Annotated in this window: 16 protein-coding genes and 1 pseudogene; 10 read left to right on the top strand and 7 right to left on the bottom strand. The window is 68.3% G+C overall.

What is annotated here, in order from left to right; genetic code table 11:
- Positions 1–161: 161 nt before the first annotated feature.
- Positions 162–1,136 carry a site-specific tyrosine recombinase XerD gene (xerD, locus tag ASE43_RS10985; protein WP_057160472.1) on the bottom strand — a complete coding sequence of 325 codons (975 nt, stop codon included), beginning with the start codon at positions 1,134–1,136 and terminating at the stop codon, positions 162–164.
- Between the two features lie 115 nt (positions 1,137–1,251).
- On the opposite strand from xerD, the gene ASE43_RS10980 reads away from it, so the two are divergent.
- Positions 1,252–1,728 (top strand): RDD family protein, encoded by a 477-nt coding sequence (locus tag ASE43_RS10980; RefSeq protein WP_057160471.1) that lies wholly within the window; start codon positions 1,252–1,254, stop codon positions 1,726–1,728.
- A gap of 669 nt (positions 1,729–2,397) precedes the next feature.
- Here ASE43_RS10980 and lptG read toward each other — a convergent pair.
- Both lptG and lptF read right to left on the bottom strand, forming a co-directional pair.
- Positions 2,398–3,501, bottom strand: coding sequence for an LPS export ABC transporter permease LptG (gene lptG / locus ASE43_RS10975; protein ID WP_057160470.1), 1,104 nt, complete (start codon positions 3,499–3,501; stop codon positions 2,398–2,400).
- Complete coding sequence (gene lptF, locus ASE43_RS10970; protein WP_057160469.1) at positions 3,498–4,583, bottom strand: LPS export ABC transporter permease LptF; 1,086 nt, start codon at positions 4,581–4,583, stop codon at positions 3,498–3,500. Before lptF ends, lptG begins: the two co-directional genes overlap by 4 nt.
- 170 nt (positions 4,584–4,753) lie before the next feature.
- Here lptF and ASE43_RS10965 point away from each other — a divergent pair, with 170 nt between their 5' ends.
- The 5 genes from ASE43_RS10965 to ASE43_RS10945 all read left to right on the top strand — a co-directional run bounded on the left by ASE43_RS10965 (position 4,754) and on the right by ASE43_RS10945 (position 11,116).
- Positions 4,754–6,223: a leucyl aminopeptidase gene (locus ASE43_RS10965; protein WP_057160468.1), complete on the top strand. Its 1,470-nt coding sequence runs from the start codon at positions 4,754–4,756 to the stop codon at positions 6,221–6,223.
- 22 nt (positions 6,224–6,245) lie between these two features.
- Entirely contained in the window at positions 6,246–6,983 is a 738-nt protein-coding gene (locus tag ASE43_RS10960; RefSeq protein ID WP_056179026.1) for an ATP-grasp domain-containing protein, read from the top strand.
- A 10-nt stretch (positions 6,984–6,993) separates the two neighbouring features.
- On the top strand, positions 6,994–7,419 hold the full coding sequence (locus tag ASE43_RS10955; protein WP_057160467.1) for a DNA polymerase III subunit chi: 426 nt from the start codon (positions 6,994–6,996) through the stop codon (positions 7,417–7,419).
- Between the two features lie 105 nt (positions 7,420–7,524).
- Complete coding sequence (locus ASE43_RS10950) at positions 7,525–10,575, top strand: valine--tRNA ligase (RefSeq protein WP_057160466.1); 3,051 nt, start codon at positions 7,525–7,527, stop codon at positions 10,573–10,575.
- Between the two features lie 16 nt (positions 10,576–10,591).
- Positions 10,592–11,116 (top strand): hypothetical protein, encoded by a 525-nt coding sequence (locus ASE43_RS10945; protein WP_157499854.1) that lies wholly within the window; start codon positions 10,592–10,594, stop codon positions 11,114–11,116.
- A gap of 234 nt (positions 11,117–11,350) precedes the next feature.
- On the opposite strand, the gene ASE43_RS10940 is transcribed toward ASE43_RS10945, so the two are convergent.
- From ASE43_RS10940 to pssA, 4 genes are read right to left on the bottom strand one after another with little or no spacing between them, the layout of a single operon-like run.
- A complete protein-coding gene (locus ASE43_RS10940) occupies positions 11,351–11,821 on the bottom strand; it encodes a hypothetical protein (RefSeq protein ID WP_057160464.1) in 471 nt (156 codons plus the stop codon).
- A 4-nt stretch (positions 11,822–11,825) separates the two neighbouring features.
- Positions 11,826–12,320: a ribosomal protein S18-alanine N-acetyltransferase gene (rimI, locus tag ASE43_RS10935; RefSeq protein WP_056179011.1), complete on the bottom strand. Its 495-nt coding sequence runs from the start codon at positions 12,318–12,320 to the stop codon at positions 11,826–11,828.
- Entirely contained in the window at positions 12,317–12,706 is a 390-nt protein-coding gene (locus ASE43_RS10930; RefSeq protein ID WP_157499199.1) for an alanine acetyltransferase, read from the bottom strand. The genes rimI and ASE43_RS10930 overlap by 4 nt, the downstream gene beginning before the upstream one ends.
- The gene (gene pssA, locus ASE43_RS10925) at positions 12,703–13,482 is read right to left on the bottom strand and encodes a CDP-diacylglycerol--serine O-phosphatidyltransferase (RefSeq protein ID WP_056179006.1); all 780 of its coding nucleotides are present in this window, start codon (positions 13,480–13,482) and stop codon (positions 12,703–12,705) included. Before pssA ends, ASE43_RS10930 begins: the two co-directional genes overlap by 4 nt.
- Before the next feature lie 108 nt (positions 13,483–13,590).
- Here pssA and ASE43_RS10920 point away from each other — a divergent pair, with 108 nt between their 5' ends.
- The 4 genes and pseudogenes from ASE43_RS10920 to ASE43_RS10905 form a co-directional block, all read left to right on the top strand.
- Positions 13,591–14,022, top strand: coding sequence for a DUF4124 domain-containing protein (locus tag ASE43_RS10920; protein WP_057160463.1), 432 nt, complete (start codon positions 13,591–13,593; stop codon positions 14,020–14,022).
- A 6-nt stretch (positions 14,023–14,028) separates the two neighbouring features.
- Complete coding sequence (locus ASE43_RS10915; RefSeq protein WP_056179000.1) at positions 14,029–14,292, top strand: DUF4124 domain-containing protein; 264 nt, start codon at positions 14,029–14,031, stop codon at positions 14,290–14,292.
- Positions 14,293–14,363: 71 nt separating this feature from the next.
- Positions 14,364–16,091 (top strand): proline--tRNA ligase, encoded by a 1,728-nt coding sequence (locus ASE43_RS10910; RefSeq protein ID WP_057160462.1) that lies wholly within the window; start codon positions 14,364–14,366, stop codon positions 16,089–16,091.
- Positions 16,092–16,236: 145 nt separating this feature from the next.
- Positions 16,237–16,611 (top strand): annotated as a pseudogene (locus ASE43_RS10905) (H-NS histone family protein); the annotation flags it as partial.
- Between the last annotated feature and the right edge of the window lie 34 nt (positions 16,612–16,645).

The following is a 16,645-nucleotide window of genomic DNA, read 5'->3' as shown; positions in this document are numbered from 1 at the left end:
CGCGGGGAAGGTGTGGTTCAACGATTGTCGCACGGGGCGCGGGACGGGGTCGGCCGGGGGGGGCCGGACCGGTGGCGCTAGCGCGACGGGGTTGGCGTTTTCGGGAACTGGGGAGTACGGGAATCGGGGCTGGAAACGGCCGGACCAGGTTGAATGGCGGTTCACCCTCGAGGGTGATGCTTGGCGTGCAACTGCTTGAGCTGCTCGCGCGCGACCAGAGTGTAGATCTGGGTGGTCGACAGCGAGCTGTGGCCCAACAGCATCTGCAATGCGCGCAGATCGGCGCCGTGATTGAGCAGGTGGGTGGCGAAGCTGTGGCGCAGGCCGTGCGGGCTGATCCGGGCCGGGTCGATGCCGGCGACCGCGGCGTAGCGTTTGACCAGGCCCCAGAACTGCTGGCGGGTCAGCGCCCTTTCCTCGCCGGCACCGCCGACGAACAGGGGCTTCAGCGCCTGCTTGCCGGCCAGCAGCGGACGCGACTGCGCCAGATAGCGCTCCAACCAGTGCTGGGCCTCTTCGCCCAGCGGCACCAGGCGTTCCTTGCCGCCCTTGCCGGTCACGCGCAGCACGCCCTGACGCAGGTTGACCGCGGTCGCGGCCAGGTTGACCAGCTCGCTCACGCGCAAGCCGGCGGCGTACATCAGTTCCAGCATGGCGCGGTCGCGCAGGCCCAGCGGCGTGTCGACCTCGGGCGCGGCCAGCAGCGCCTCGATCTGGCTTTCCGCCAGCGCCTTGGGCAGCGAACGCGGCAGCCGCGGCGGCTCCAGCAGGGCGGTGGGATCGTCGGCGCGCTCGCCACGACGCAGGCGCAGCGCGTAGAAGGCCCGCAGCGCCGACAACAGGCGCGCGTTGCTGCGCGGCGAATAGCCTTCCTTGGTGCGCCAGGCCAAGTAATCGAACAAGCCCGCGCGATCGGCGCCGGCCAGGCCGCCGTCGCGGCCGCCGCGCCAGCGCGCCAGGCCTTCGAGGTCGCGCCGGTAGCTGTCCAGGGTCTGCTGAGCCAGGCCGCTCTCGGCCCAGATCGCATCCAGGAACACGCGGATCGCGGCCTCGTCGGCGTCCGGCAGCGGCGGCAGCGACATCGCCAGGCTGCGGCGTTCGGCGGGCGTGGTCTTGCGGGATTTCGGCGACGTCATCGCGGCAGCGTCCCTCAGCCGGGCGCGGCGGCGCAAGCCCGGCGCGCGCCGGCGATCGCGCACGCGCGCATCGGCGGCGCTACGACCGCGCGCGCACGGCGGCTATCCTGTTGCGATGAGCACCGAACACACCGCCCCGGACACGCCTACCCGCCCCGCCCCTGTCTTGCTGTGGCGCTGGTTCGCGCTGTTCTACGATTTCTGGCCGGCGCTGGCGCTGTGGATGCTGGCCTCGGCCCTGTTCTCGGTCGGCTACACCGTGTCCGGGCACGACGTGCACGAGAACATCGCGCCGTTCAGCGCGCTGCAGTGGCTGCTGTGGCTGGTGTGCTGGCTGCTCACCGGCGCCTACGCGACGATCAGCTGGCGCCGCGGCGGCCAGACCCTGGGCATGCGGCCGTGGCGCCTGCGCCTGATCGGCGCCGACGGCGGCCGGCCGGGCTGGAAGGCCTTGTTGATTCGCTACGGCGTCGGCAGCGTATCGCTGCTGGCCGCCGGCCTGGGCTTCTGGTGGGCTTGGCTGGATCGCGACCGCCTGACCTGGCACGACCGCGCCAGCGGGACGCGGTTGATTCGGTTGCCGAAAAAATAGCTCGATCCGCGCGCATCGCCGCCGCCACGCGACGATGCGGTTCGCCTGCGGCTCACCGCATCCTACGAATACCGCCTTTCACGGAGCTGCAATTGCCGTTGCCGTTGCCGTTGCCGCGGCATTGAAATCCAAAGGCACCGCACTCACACGACCAGTCGTAGACCCGTAGGGCGGCGCGCAGGACGCGCGCCGTTTTTCGAATGGACAGGGATGTCCATTCGAAAAATCCCGGCGAAAGCCTCGAACTCGCAGGGGAGGGTTGGTCACGCTAGCCCTTCTCTTTGGTTACTTTCTCTTGGGCTAGCAAGAGAAAGTGACCCGCATGCGCAGCAGGCGGAAGCCCTTGACCTTCGGTCTGAAAAGACGAAACCAAAGCAATAGCAAATCCTCCCCAACCCTCCTTTGATAAAGGAGGGAGCTAGGAGCAAGAGAAAGTGACCCGCATGCGCAGCAGGCGGAAGCCTTTGATCTTCGTGACGAAGAGACTAGGCAAAAGCAAAGCCCCGAATCCCGACCTGAAGCCTAGCTTGCGCAGCAACCAGAGCTCGCGATCGCGGCTCACGCCGCTCCCACAGAAAGCCGCCTCGAATCGAAAATTACGATGCGGCCGGAGGTCGGGGCCGCGGCTTGCGCCGCTCCTACAGGGGCGCTGCGGTCAGCGCCCGGGCTTTAGCCCGAGCGCTTCTTGAACAGGAATGCCGACACCCCGACCATGATCACCGTGGGCATCAGATAAGCCAGGCGGAAATCGAACTTGTACACGCTGGCCAACTTCACGAACTGCGTCTGCAACAGCCAGAAGCCCAGCGCGAACACGATGCCGATGAACAAGCGCTTGCCCATGCCACCGCTGCGCAGCGCGCCGAACGCGAACGGAATCGCGGCCAGGCACAGCGCCAGCACGTTGATCGGATAAAACCAGCGGCCCCAGTAGTGCTCTTCGAACTCGCCCGCGTCCAGACCGTTGCGCTCGCGGTAGTCGATCGCCGCGGCCAACGCCGTCGAACTCAGGTAGCGCGGCCGGTCGGAGCCGGCCATCAGCGCGGCGCCGTCCAGCTTGGACTCCCAACGCTCCTGCGCCACATGGGTCTGGGTCACCGACTTGGCGCCGAATGTGGTGCGGGTGACGTCGCGCAGCACCCAGCCGCCCGGACGGTGTTCGGCGATATGCGCGATCGCGGCCGACTTCAGGCGGCCATCCTCGGCGAACTCGTAGAAGAACACGTCGCGCAGCTCCAGCCAGGTGTCCTTGCCGTTGCTGCGGTCCTGACCGCCGCCGGCGTTGAGGATGAAATCGCCCTCGCGCGCCCACAGGCCCGAGTACTGGGCGACGATCATGTTCTTGGACTTGGCCGAGGCCTTGAGCGCCTCGGCGCTGCGCTGCGCCCACGGCGACAGGGTCTCGCCGTTGACCACCATCAGCAGGGTCAGGGTCGTCAGGGCACCGGCCACGGCCAGGCTCAGGCGCCGGCGCGACAGGCCGACCGCGCGCAGCGCGGTGAGCTCAGAGGTCGCCGCAAGCTGGCCCAGGGCCATCAGCGCGCCGATCACCGCCGAGGTCGGGAACAGCGTGTAGGCGCGGCGCGGGATCGTGTAGACCATGTAGGTCAGGGCCTGGGTCAGGCCGTAGTTGCCTTTGCCGATGTCGCTGAGCTCGCTGCTGACGAAGCCCAGCATCACATCCAGGCCCATCAAGACCGTCCAGGTCAGCAGCACCGTGCCCAGCACGACGCGGCCGACGTAGACGTCGTGGATCTTCGGGAAAGGCTTCATGCCAGCGCCCTCGCCCGGCGCAGACGGCCGTCGCCGAAGTACAGCCACAGCGCCAGCGCCAGCATCGGCAGCACCAGCCACCACAGGCCCAGGCTCAGCGAAATCTTGCCGCTCTCCAGCCAACCGGTGCCCGCGATCATCAGATTGATGCCGATCAGATAGGCCAGGAAGCCCATCAGAATGCGTCCGTAGCGCGCCTGGCGCGGCATGCTGCGCGCCAGCGGGATCGCCATCAGGGCGAAGGCGAAGGTCAGCAGCGGCGGCGCCAGCCGGTAGTGCAGCTGCGCGCCGGCCTCGCGGCGCGCATCGCCGAGCAGGGCCGGGGTCGACATCAGCTCGGGGTTCTTGGGGTCGAACTTGGTCTCGCCGGCGGGCAGCAGCAGCTCGTTGCTGGCGTAATGCATCATGCGGAAATCCAGGCCGTTATCGCGCGGCCCCTCGACCTGGAAGCCCTTGTTGAGGGTCAGGTAGCGGTTGCCCTGCTCGTCGACATTGAGCACGCCGTCGTTGGAGGTGGTGATTTCGCGGCGGTCGTCGCTCTGGCGGTACACGAACACGCGCTGGAAGCGGCTGCCGTCGTTGGACATGGCGCCGACATAGATCACCCCGCCCTTGCCGCCCGGCAATTCGGTGAAGCTGCCCGGCTCCAGGCCGGCCACGATCAGGTTGCGGTTGGCCTGACTGATCATCTGCTTGGACACGCGCTCGGCCCAGGGCCCCAGCCACAGCGAGCAGGCGCCCACCACCAGCACGATCGGCACCACCAGCAGCATGACCGGCTTGAGCAGGCGGCGCGGGCCGACGCCGATCGAGGCGATCACCGGCATTTCCGAGTCGCGGTAGAGCCGCCCGGTGCCCATCATCAGGCCCAGCATCAGCGCCAGCGGCAGGATCAGCGGCAGCCATTTCAGCAGCACCAGGCCCAGCTGGGCCAGCATCATCCCGGCCGGCACCCGGCCGCGGGCGATGTCCTGCAGCACGTCGGTGAAGGCCCCGCCCACGGCGACGATCAGCAGCACCACCAGGGTGGCGAAGGTGGCCTGGGCGAATTCGCTCAGCAGGTAGCGGTCAAGCTTGGGCATCGGGCATTGGGCTTCGGCATGGGGGCGGGCTTGCGTTAAACTCGGGGGTTCGTTCGACGGCATGGGACGGCTGAAGCCGGCGCGATGCGCGCAAGTCCAGCCCACCGGAAGCCGCCCGATTGTACGGAACTCACTTCCTTTAGCTGCACTTCTACCTGGGAATCTGTTGGATGACCCTCGAATTCGACCTGAACCGCGATGCGCCCGCCGCCGTCAAGACCGATTGCATCGTGGTCGGCGCCTATGCCGACAAGACCCTGACCGCCGCCGGCCAGGCGCTGGACGCCGCCAGCGGCGGCCGCCTGACCGCCCTGCTGGAGCGCGGCGACGTCAGCGGCAAGACCGGCAAGACCACCCTGCTGCACGATCTGGCCGGCGTGGCCGCGCCGCGCGTGCTGGTGGTAGGCCTGGGCGAAGCCGGCAAGTTCGGCGTGCCGCAGTACCTCAAGGCCGCCGCCGACGCCGCCCGCGCGCTCAAGGCCGGCCCGGTCGAACACGCCGTGTTCACCCTGTCCGAAGCCCCGGTGACCGGCCGCGACAACGCCTGGGCGATCCGCCAGGCCGCGATCGCCGCCGATCACGCCTGTTACCGCTACACCGCCACCCTCGGCAAGAAGAAGGACGAGGCCGGCCTGCGCAAGCTCGCGATCAACGGCGACGACGCCGCCGCGCTGGCCCAGGGCCAGGCGATCGCCGCCGGCGTCGCGTTCGCGCGCGAGCTGGGCAACCTGCCGCCCAACGTGTGCAACCCGGCCTACCTGGCCGAGCAGGCGCAGACCTTCGCCGCGCGCTTCCCGACCACCAGCTGCGAAGTGCTGGACCGCGCCCAGATGCAGGAACTGGGCATGGGCTCGCTGCTCGCGGTGGCGCGCGGCTCGGCCAATCCGCCCAAGCTGATCGTGCTCAAGTACAACAACGGCGGCGACGCCAAGCCCTATGTGCTGGTCGGCAAGGGCATCACCTTCGATACCGGCGGCATCAACCTGAAGGTTCAGGGCGGCATCGAGGAAATGAAGTTCGACATGTGCGGCGCGGCCACGGTGATGGGCAGCTTCGTGTCCGCGGTCGGCATGCAGCTGCCGATCAACCTGGTGGTGGTGGTGCCGGCGGTGGAGAACATGCCCGACGCCGACGCCTACCGCCCCTCCGACGTGCTCACCAGCATGTCCGGCAAGACCATCGAGGTCGGCAACACCGACGCCGAGGGCCGCCTGATCCTGTGCGACGCGCTGACCTACGCGCAGCGTTTCGAGCCGCAGGCCCTGCTCGACGTGGCCACCCTGACCGGCGCCTGCGTGGTCGCGCTGGGCAAGTACGCCAGCGGCCTGATGAGCAAGGACGACGACCTCGCCGCCGAGCTGCTCGGCGCCGGCGAGCAGGTGTTCGACCGCGCCTGGCGCCTGCCGCTGTGGGACGAGTACCAGACCCAGCTGGAATCGACCTTCGCCGACGTCTACAACATCGGCGGCCGCTGGGCCGGCGCGATCACCGCCGGCTGCTTCCTGGCCCGCTTCACCGAAGGCCAGCGTTGGGCGCATCTGGATATCGCCGGCGTGGCCAACGACGAAGGCAAGCGCGGCCTGGCGACCGGCCGTCCGGTCGGCCTGCTGAGCCAGTGGCTGCTCGAGCGCGCGGCCTGAGCTGAGCTGTCGACTCCATACGATGCCGACCCTGATCCTGACCCCACGCCAGACTGAAGATTCCCGCTCTCTGTGGAAAGCGGCGAATGCGCTCGGCTGGTCTACGGAAAGGCTGGGCGGATGGCGCCTTCCTGACCATGTCGTCGCGCTACCGGACCCCGTGCTGTACGCAGAGGCTCTGTTTGCCCCCGACTACGCAGAAACGCTTGGGCTGACGCTGCTGTCGCCGTCGGAGGATTGGCTCGTCCGCCTGCCAATGAAGTACAAACATCGGCATATCCGCCTGACGACCTTGCAAGAGGCGCGCAAGCTGGAAGTGCCGATGTTCGTGAAGCCGCCGAACGACAAATCGTTTCCTGCGGGCGTCTATGGCGGCGCGGACCTCCCGATCGAGTACGACGGAGACACTCCGGTCCTGGTATCGGACGTCGTGCAATGGAATATGGAGTTCCGTTGCTTCGTGCTGAATCGCGTGCTGCATACCTACTCGATCTATTCGCGTAACGGCGATCTGCAGCGGGATACAGGGTTCTCCACCAGCGACGACGAGTGTTCAGCGCTCGAAGCTTTCATGGCGGAGATACTCGCCGACCCTTCCGTCGAAATCCCCAATGCCGTGGTCATTGATGTCGGAACGCTCGACGATGGCCGTTGGGCCTGCGTAGAACAGAATGCGGCCTGGGGATCCGGCATTTACGGTTGCGATCCCGTGCGCGTACTGGAAGTCGTCCGCGCCGCGTCGTTCAAAAAAAGTGAATAGTTAGGACACCATGCCGCGCGCCGACTTTTATCTGATCACCACCGCGCGCTTCCGCGAGGAGCCGCTGCGGCTGGTGGGCGAACTGGCGCGCAAGGCGTTCGACGCCGGCCTGCCGACCCTGATCCTGGCCCGCGACGCGGCCCAGGCCGAGGCCCTGGACGATCTGCTGTGGGACATGGGCGACGACGTCTTCATCCCGCACCAGATCGCCGGCGCCGACGTCGACGAGGAGGAGGCCGACGTGCTGATCAGCGCGCCGGATGCCGACGCGGCGATGCGCCCGCTGGTCATCAACCTGCGCGACGACGCCGTACAGGGCAGCTTCGACCGCGTGCTGGAAGTGGTACCCGCCGACGCCGAAGCGCGCGGCCCGCTGCGCGAACGTTGGAAGCAGTACCAGTCCCGCGGCTTCGACCTGAAAAAGCACGACATGTGATGAAGGCCGGGATCCAGGATGGGTGATTCGAGATTCGAACAACCCAACCGCATCCCGCCCTTGCCCTTACCAATCCCGAATCCCCAATCCCGAATCCCGGCTCCTATGTCCCTCGCCCCCAGCTACGACCCCAAGCAGTTCGAAGCCCGCCTGTACGCGCAATGGGAGAGCAGCGGCGTATTCCAGCCGCGCGGCGAGGGCCCGGCGTACACGATCCTGCTGCCGCCGCCCAACGTGACCGGCACCCTGCACATGGGCCACGCCTTCCAGCACACCCTGCAGGACGCGCTGATCCGCTATCACCGCATGCGCGGCTATCGCACCCTGTGGCAGATGGGCACCGACCATGCCGGCATCGCGACGGAAATGGTGGTCGGGCGCAACCTCGCCATCGAAGGCAAGGGCGAGACCCGCGATTCGCTGGGCCGCGACAAGTTCATCGAAAAGGTGTGGGCCTGGAAGCAGCAATCCGGCGGCACCATCGAGCGCCAGATGCGTCGCCTCGGCGCCAGCGGCGACTGGTCGCGCAGCGTGTTCACCATGGATCCGATGGCCTCGGACGCGATCACCGAAGCCTTCGTGCGCCTGCACGAGAAGGGATTGATCTACCGCGGCCAGCGCCTGGTCAACTGGGACCCGGTGCTGAAGACCGCGATCTCCGACCTGGAGGTGGCCAACGAAGAAGAGAACGGCCACATGTGGTCGATCCGCTACCCGTTGGCCGACGGCGCGAGCTACGAATACGTCGAACGCGACGCCGACGGCAACGAAATCCTGCGCGAGATTCGCGACTACGTCGTGGTCGCCACCACCCGCCCGGAAACCATGCTGGGCGATACCGCGGTGATGGTGCACCCCGAGGACGAACGCTACACCGCGATCCACGGCAAGTTCGTCGATCTGCCGCTGACCGGCCGCCGTATCCCCGTCGTCACCGACAGCTACGTCGACCGCGCGTTCGGCACCGGCGTGGTCAAGGTCACCCCCGCCCACGACGCCAACGACTACGCGGTGGGCCAGCGCCATTCGCTGCTGTCGATCAACATCTTCGCGCCCGACGCGTCGGTCTGGACGCTTTCCGGCCCGACCGCGCTCAAGCACGTGCTGTCGTCCGCCGATCCGAATTTCACCAAGATCGATCTGGACCACTGCACGCCGCAGCAGGCTCAGTACACGGACGATTTCTCCTTGTTCACCGAACAAGGCATGGCGGCGATCGTCGAGAAGTACATCCCGGCCGCGTATCGGGGCCTGGACCGCTTCGAAGCGCGCAAGATCATCGTCGCGGATCTGGATGTCGCGGAACTGCTGATCGAGGTCAAACCGCATCGCCTGCAGGTGCCGCGCGGCGACCGCAGCGGCCAGGTGATCGAGCCCTACCTGACCGACCAGTGGTTCGTGAAGATGGACAGCCTGGCCCAGCGCGGACTCGAACTCGTCGAGTCGGGCGAAGTGAAGTTCGTCCCGGCGAACTGGATCAACACCTACCGCCATTGGCTGGAGAACATCCAGGACTGGACGATCTCGCGCCAGCTCTGGTGGGGCCACCGCATCCCCGCCTGGACCGTTCGCTCGGGCGAGACGGATTTCACGCTGCTCATCGGCGAGGTGGTCGCCCGCACCGAAGCGGAAGCCGCGGTTTCCGCTCACGCAAAGCTGCTGCGCGCGCTCGGCCAAGACAACTACGAGAAGATCAAGGACCGCATCGAGCTGGTGCAGGACCCGGACGTGCTGGAAACCTGGTTCTCCTCGGCCATGTTCCCGTTCAGCACGCAGGGTTGGCCGAACGAAGACAAGATGGGCGAGCTGGGCTTCGACATCGCGCTGCCGACCAGCGTGCTGGTGACCGGCTTCGACATCATCTTCTTCTGGGTCGCGCGCATGATCATGATGACCGACGAGTTGGTCGGCCGCGTGCCGTTCCGCGACGTTTACATCACCGGCCTGGTCCGCGACAAGGACGGCCAGAAGATGTCGAAGTCGAAGGGCAACATCCTCGACCCGCTGGACATCATCGACGGCATCACCGCCGAGGCCCTGGTCGCCAAGCGCACCACCGGCCTGATGAAGCCGCAGGACGCGCCCAAGATCGAAAAGGCCACGCGCAAGGAGTTCCCCGACGGCATCCCGGCCTTCGGCGCCGACGCGCTGCGCTTCACCATGACCGCGCTGGCCGGCCCCGGCCGCGACATCAAGTTCGACCTGGGCCGCGCCGAGGGCTACAAGAACTTCTGCAACAAGCTGTGGAACGCGACCCGTTTCGTGCTGATGAACACCGAGGGCGCGAGCTTCAGCGGCGCCCCGGAGCCCAAGACCGACGCCGAGCGCTGGATCCTGTCGCGCCTGGCGCGGGTCGCGGCCGAAGCCGAAACCCACTTCGCCGCCTACCGCTTCGACCTGCTCGCGCAGGCGTTGTACGAATTCGCCTGGAACGAGTTCTGCGACTGGTTCGTGGAGCTGGCCAAGCCGGCCCTGCTGGGCGAGGACCAAGCCGCCGCGCAAAGCACCCGCCACACCCTGCTGTACGTGCTCGAACGCCTGCTGTCGCTGCTGCACCCGCTGACGCCGTTCGTGACCGAGGAACTGTGGCAGCAGGTCGCGCCCAAGCTGGGCATCGCCGAGACCACGATCATGCTGCGGCCGTATCCGCGGGCCGCGGACCTGGACACCGATTACGCAGGCGCGGAAGCCGACGTGGAGTGGTTGAAGGCGATGGTCACCGCGCTGCGCAGGATCCGCAGCGAGCTCAACGTGGCCCCGTCCAAGACCGTCGTGCTGCTGCTGTCGGGCGGCAACGATGGCGACCGCGCGCGCGCCGCGCGCTTCGATTCGCAGCTGCGCTTCCTCAATCGCCTGGAGCGGGTCGAAGCGCTCGCCGCCGGCGCCGCATCGCCGGCCGCCGCGATCGGCGTGGTCGGCGACCTGACCCTGCTGGTGCCGCTGGAAGGCCTGGTCGATCTGGACGCCGAGCGCACCCGCCTGGACAAGGAGATCAAGCGCGTCGACGGCGAGATCGGCAAGTGCGAGAACAAGCTGTCCAGCGAAACCTTCGTCCAGAACGCGCCGCCGGCCGTGGTCGAGCAGGAGCGCAAGCGTCTGGGCGACTGGCGCGCACAGCGCGAAGCCTTGCAGGTGCAGCGCGCGAAGCTGGGCTGAGTCCGTGCTGCGGCGCTTGCTAGGTTGGTTCGATCGCGAGGGCGCCGATGCGGCGTTCCGCGCCGCGCTGCCGCCGCTGGAGGTGTCGCCCGAACTCGTCGCCCAAGCCATAGAAGCTTTCGGGCACGGCGACCGCGCGGAAGCGCAGATCGAAGCCGAAGTGTTGCGGCTGGCTGGACATCCGCTGACCGCACGACGCTTGTTGGATGTGATCGCGGAGGCCTTCGGCCTGACCTTGATCGCGCACATCCCCGAATGCGCGGGCGTCGTACTGCCGGCCACCTTTTCGGCACGCGGCCGCAACGGCCGCTGGCATACGATCGAATGCGCGCGCGAACCGATCTTCGCCTTGGCGGCGGCAACGGCGATGCGCATGCTCCACGACGAGGGCCCCAGCGAGGCTTTCAATACCATCGCGCTGCGCAGCGCATCGCTGACCACGGTCAATCGCGCCTTGCACAAGGGCGATTCGCTCGACGGTGGCGAACTGTCGGGCCCGGCCTTCATCGGCCTTCCGGCCGAGCTCTATGTCGCCCCGTAACTCGTAGGGTGCGGTAAGCCGTAGGCGCACCGCACCGGCGTGGGTAGGCCGGGATCACGAGGATACGTTTGTCATCGCACCCTACGGCCGCAGCGGGCGCGGGGAAAGCATCGCGGCTTRCGCCGCTCCYACAGGAAGCGYGCGRCTGCGTCGCGGATSSGCTYTGCTYYGGGGTAGGAGCGCGCGGTACACATCGCACGGGGGCCACCTGCACCGATGGGGCGATAGCACCGCCTAGAACGCGGTACCGGTTTCCTTGACCACGTCCTCCGCTTCGCGCGCCGACACCTCGCGCGCGAACGTCTGCGGATCGAGCAGGGCCAGTTCGCAGGCCGCGTCTGGGTTGGCGAGCGCGATCACCGCGCCTTGCAGGGACACATAGCTGGGCCGGCGCGAGGCACGCGCGCCCTTGGCGACATAAGCCGCTTCGTGGCCGCGCAACACCACCGCGTCGCCGCCCTTGGCCTGCGCCGCTCGCGCCAGCTTGGCGAAGGCCAGACGATAGTCGACCGGGGACGGACGCATGCCTGTGCGCAGGTTGGGCGCCTTCTCGCCCAGCGTCACCGACACCTGGCCCAGGCGCTTGTGCGCGCAGGTCGGCGCCGAGGTCAACAGGTGCACGCTCGGCGCCGGCTCGGACGCCAACGCGGGCGCCAGCGCCAAACCGGCCAGCAGCCACGCAAGGGGCCATCGCGTCGGTCGCATTCGCTCAGCCTTCGTCCGCGAACAATTCCATCGCCATCACCAGCGCGTCCTCGCGGCCGTCGCGGGCCGGGTAATAGCGCGGGCGACGGCCGATCTCGTTGAAGCCTTCGGCGTGGTAGAGCGCGATCGCGCCCGGATTGGACGGGCGCACCTCCAGGAACACGCGCTGCGCCCCGCGCCCGCGCGCGACCTGCAGCAGCGCGTGCAGCAGGCGGCGGCCGTAGCCGTGGCCCTGCTGCTCGGGGGCGACGCAGACGTTGAGGATGTGCGCCTCGCCGGCGGCCAGACTCATCAGGAAATAGCCCAGGATGCGGTCCTTGCGGTACAGCACCCAGGACGGGTAATCGGCGCGCAGGCAGTCGCGGAAGATGCCCAGCGTCCAAGGGAATTCGTAGGCGCGGATCTCGATCGCGTGCACCGCGTCCAGGTCCTCCTCGCGCATCGGCCGGAGCGCGGCGGCCGGAGAATCGCGGTCGACGTCGGCGGCCAATGCGCTCATGGGCGGGAGCCCCGCCGCAGGCTGCGCAACAGCGGCCACAGGGCGCGCTTGGCGGCCGGATAGCCGCGCAGGGTGGCGGCGTCGTACAGGCTCAGCACCGCCTCGTCGGGCGCGGCATCGGCGCGGCGGCCGGCCGCGCGCAGCACCGCGCGCAGCAGGGCGTCGTCGCCGCCGCGTGCGGGTGTCGCGGGCCTGGCGCGCTCGATGGGACGCTCCGGCGCGCGTTCGGCGGCGGGTGCGCGCAGTTCGGCGCGTGCGCGCTCGTGCGCGGCCGGCGTGTCCGGGCGCGACGGCGGCGCCGCTTCCGGCGCGGCCGACGCCAGCGCGAGCGCGGGATGGCCCAGCGCCTGCAGCCATTCGCGTTGCTGCGCGCTCCACAAACTCACGTGGCGGCCCCCGTGTCGGCCGGCGGCAGCCGGCGCGCGCGCCGGTACAGCGCGTAGACCGGGCCGGACAAGGCGTAGGGCGCGAAGATCAGCAGCAGCACGCTGGGCGGATCGATCGCGATCGCGATCACCACCACCACCACCACCAGGATCGCCAGGAACGGCACCCGGTCGTGCTTGGGGCCGCCGCCCTTGAAACTGAAATAGCGCAGCCGGCTGACCATCAGCAGGCCGGCGATCACGGTCACCGTCAGGGCGACGTAGCGCAGCTCGTCGCCGGTCCAGCCCAGTTCGTCGCAGGTCCATACGAAACTGGCGACCAGCCCGGCCGCGGCCGGGCTGGCCAGGCCGATGAACCAGCGCTTGTCGACCTGGCCGACCTGGGAATTGAAGCGCGCCAGCCGCAGCGCGGCGCAGGCGGCGTACAGGAAGGCGGCGATCCAGCCGATCTTGCCCGGCATCGGACCGTCGTGCTTCATCGCCTCCAGCGCCCAGTGGTACATCACCAGCGAGGGCGCCAGGCCGAAGCTGATCAGGTCGGCCAGCGAGTCGTACTGGACCCCGAATTCGCTCTGGGTATTGGTCAGGCGCGCGACCCGGCCGTCGACGCCGTCCAGGATCGCGGCAATGAAGATCGCGACGCAGGCGTCGCCGTAGCGGCCCTGGGTGGCCGAGATGATGGCGTAGAAGCCGGCGAACAGGCCGCCGGTGGTGAACAGATTGGGCAGCAAATAAATGCCGCGTCCGCGCGGTCGAGGCGTAGGTGTAGGTTCCATAACGGAAGTGTAGCGCTTGCCTGCGCGCCGGCACGGTGCTGCAATCGACGTTCCCCCCGTAGTCCCCCTACCCGCCACCGTCCAGCACCGTCCTGCCCGGAGCCGACCATGCCCTGCCCGACCCGCATTCCCACCCCCCGTCCGTCGCGCCACGCGTGGCTGGCCGCCGCCCTGCTGGCGCTGGCCCTGCCAGCCGCCGCGGGCGAGGTCTACCAGTGGAAGGACGCCAACGGCGTCACCCACTACTCCGATTCGCCGCCGCCCAACCAGAGCAACGTCAAGGGCCGCCAGATCCAGCACAAGACCGGCGCGCCCTCGGTGACCCAGGCCAAGCCCAGCGAAAGCGCGGAATGCACCACCGCGCGCAGCAATCTCAAGCAGCTGCAGAGCAACGCCCCGATCGGTCTGGACACCGACAAGGACGGCAAGGCCGATTCCGCCTTCACCCCGGAGCAGCGCGCCGCCCAGGTCAAGCTGGCCGAGGCCTCGATCGCCGCCTACTGCAAGCCGGCCGTCGCGGCCGCCGCCCCGCAGCTGTAACCCGGGATGAAACTGGGCTGGGCCATCGTCGCGGGCATCGCGCTCGGCGCTGGCTTGGCCTGGTGGGCCGCTCAGGACGAGCCGGCCCCGGGCCGCCGGGCCCAGGCCGATGCGCGGGCCCGCGCCGAATCCGCCGACCCGCCGCTGTACCGCTGGCGCGACGCCTCCGGCCAGCTCCACGTCGGCGAACGGCCGCCCAAGGGGCGCCCGTACGAGCGCGTGGCGCGCCAGCCGCAGGCCGGCATCGAAGTCCACGGCGACCGCGACTGAACCGGCGCATTCGCGCGACGAGCGCGCGCACGGCAGAATGGGGGTTCCCCTCCGGTTTCGAATTCCCGCCGATGCGTCTGTCGCAGTTCCATCTCCATACCAGCAAGGAAACCCCCGCCGACGCCGAAGTCGTCAGCCACAAGCTGATGCTCAAGGCCGGCATGATCCGCAAGCTCGCCGCCGGCCTGTACACCTGGTCGCCGCTGGGCCTGCGCGTACTGCGCAAGGTCGAGCGCGCGGTGCGCGAGGAAATGGACGCCGCCGGCGCGATCGAGGTGCTGATGCCGACCGTGCAGCCGCGCGAGCTGTGGGAGGAAACCGGGCGCTGGGAGAAGTTCGGCGGCCAGCTGCTCAAGCTCAAGGACCGCAAGGAGGCCGAGTACTGCTACGCGCCCACCGCCGAGGAGGTCATCACCGACTTCGCGCGCAACGAGCTGTCCAGCTACAAGCAGCTGCCGGTCAACTTCTATCAGGTCCAGACCAAGTTCCGCGACGAGATCCGCCCGCGTTTCGGCGTGATGCGCGCGCGCGAGTTCCTGATGAAGGACGCCTACTCCTTCCATCTCAGCGATGAGGACCTGGGCCGCGAGTACCGCAACATGTACGACGCCTACGGCCGCGTCTTCACCCGCCTGGGCCTGCAGTTCCGCGCGGTGTTCGCCGATACCGGCGCGATCGGCGGCAGCGCCTCGCACGAGTTCCATGTGGTCGCCGATTCGGGCGAGGACGCGATCGCGTTCTCGGACGGCTCCGACTATGCCGCCAACGTCGAGCTGGCCGAGGCGCTGGCGCCCGGCGCGCGCGCCGCGGCGACCGAGACGCTGCGCAAGGTCGATACGCCGACCCAGAAGACCTGCGAGGAGGTCGCGGCGCTGATGGGTATCGGGCTGGAGCGCACGGTCAAATCGGTTGCGATGATAGGCATCGACGAGCAAGGAAAATCACGATTCATTCTGGTCTTGGTTCGCGGCGACCATCAGATCAATGAAATTAAACTTGCCAAGCATCTCGGTGGCGAGTATCGCCTAGCAAATGAAGGCGAAATTCTGAATACACTCGGCGCAGCCCCAGGATTCCTTGGCCCGATCAAACCCCAGCGGCTGTTGACGATCATCGCCGACCGCAGCGTCGCCGCCATGGCCGACTTCGTGGTCGGCGCCAACGAAAACGGCTACCACCTGGCCGGCGTCAACTGGGGCCGCGATCTGGCCGAGCCCGACGAAGTCGCCGACGTGCGCAACGCGGTCGAAGGCGACCCCTCGCCCGACGGCAAGGGCACGCTGCGGATCGGCCGCGGCATCGAGGTCGGCCACGTGTTCCAGCTCGGCCGCAAGTACGCCGAGGCGATGAAGCTCAGCGTGCTCGACGAGACCGGCAAGGCCGCGGTCCCGGCGATGGGTTGCTACGGCATCGGCGTGTCGCGCATCGTCGCCGCCGCGATCGAGCAGAACCACGACGCGGCCGGTATCTGCTGGCCCGAGGCGATGGCGCCGTGGGCGGCGGTGGTGTGCGTGATCAATCCCAAGAACGATGCCGGCGTGACCGAGGCGGCGACGGCGCTGTACCGCGACCTCAACGCGGCCGGCATCGAAACCGCGCTGGACGACCGCGGCCTGCGCCCGGGCGCGATGTTCGCGGACATGGAGCTGATCGGCATTCCGCACCGCATCGTGGTGTCCGAGCGCGGCCTGGCCGCCGGCACCTACGAGTATCGCCAGCGCCGCGCCGCCGAGGCCGAAAACCTCGACCGCGAGCGCCTGTTCGCGCGTCTGCTTGCCGGCCCGACCGCGGCCGTCTGAGCCCGCCGACCGCGCGGGATTATCCGACCTAGAATCTCCCGGAAAACCCCGGGAGATTTACTTCCGTCGCGCCGGACCATTAATATGGGCCGGCACGCCATGGACCGGCCGATAATCCCCACCGATATTCCCACCGGAGTCCCCCATGTCGATCGATCTGAACTCGTTGTCCGCGAAAGAACTCGAATCGCTGATCTCGCAGGCCAAGAAGCGCAAGACCACGCTGAGCAAGCGCAAGCCGATCGCGGCCGTGCGCAAGAAGCTGAGCCAGCTCGCCAAGGCCGAGGGCTACGATATCGCCGAGTTGTTCGGCAACGGCGCCAGCGCCCCCAGCACGCGCGCCAAGGCCGCCAAGCCGGCGGCCGCGGCCGCGCGCAAGACCCGCAAGCCGCTGGGCAAGGTCGCGCCGAAGTACCGCAACCCGGCCAACACCGGCGAAACCTGGACCGGCCGCGGCAAGCAGCCGCGCTGGCTGGCCGCCTACACCGGCAACGGCCGCAAGCTCGACGAGTTCCTGATCAAGTAACTCATCAAAAAGCCGGCTTAACGCCGGC

This window comes from Lysobacter sp. Root983 (genome assembly GCF_001429345.1).
Taxonomy (GTDB): Bacteria; Pseudomonadota; Gammaproteobacteria; order Xanthomonadales; family Xanthomonadaceae; genus Lysobacter.
The sequence above is the reverse complement of the archived record's forward strand: the minus strand, read 5'-3'. Positions and strand labels throughout refer to the sequence as shown.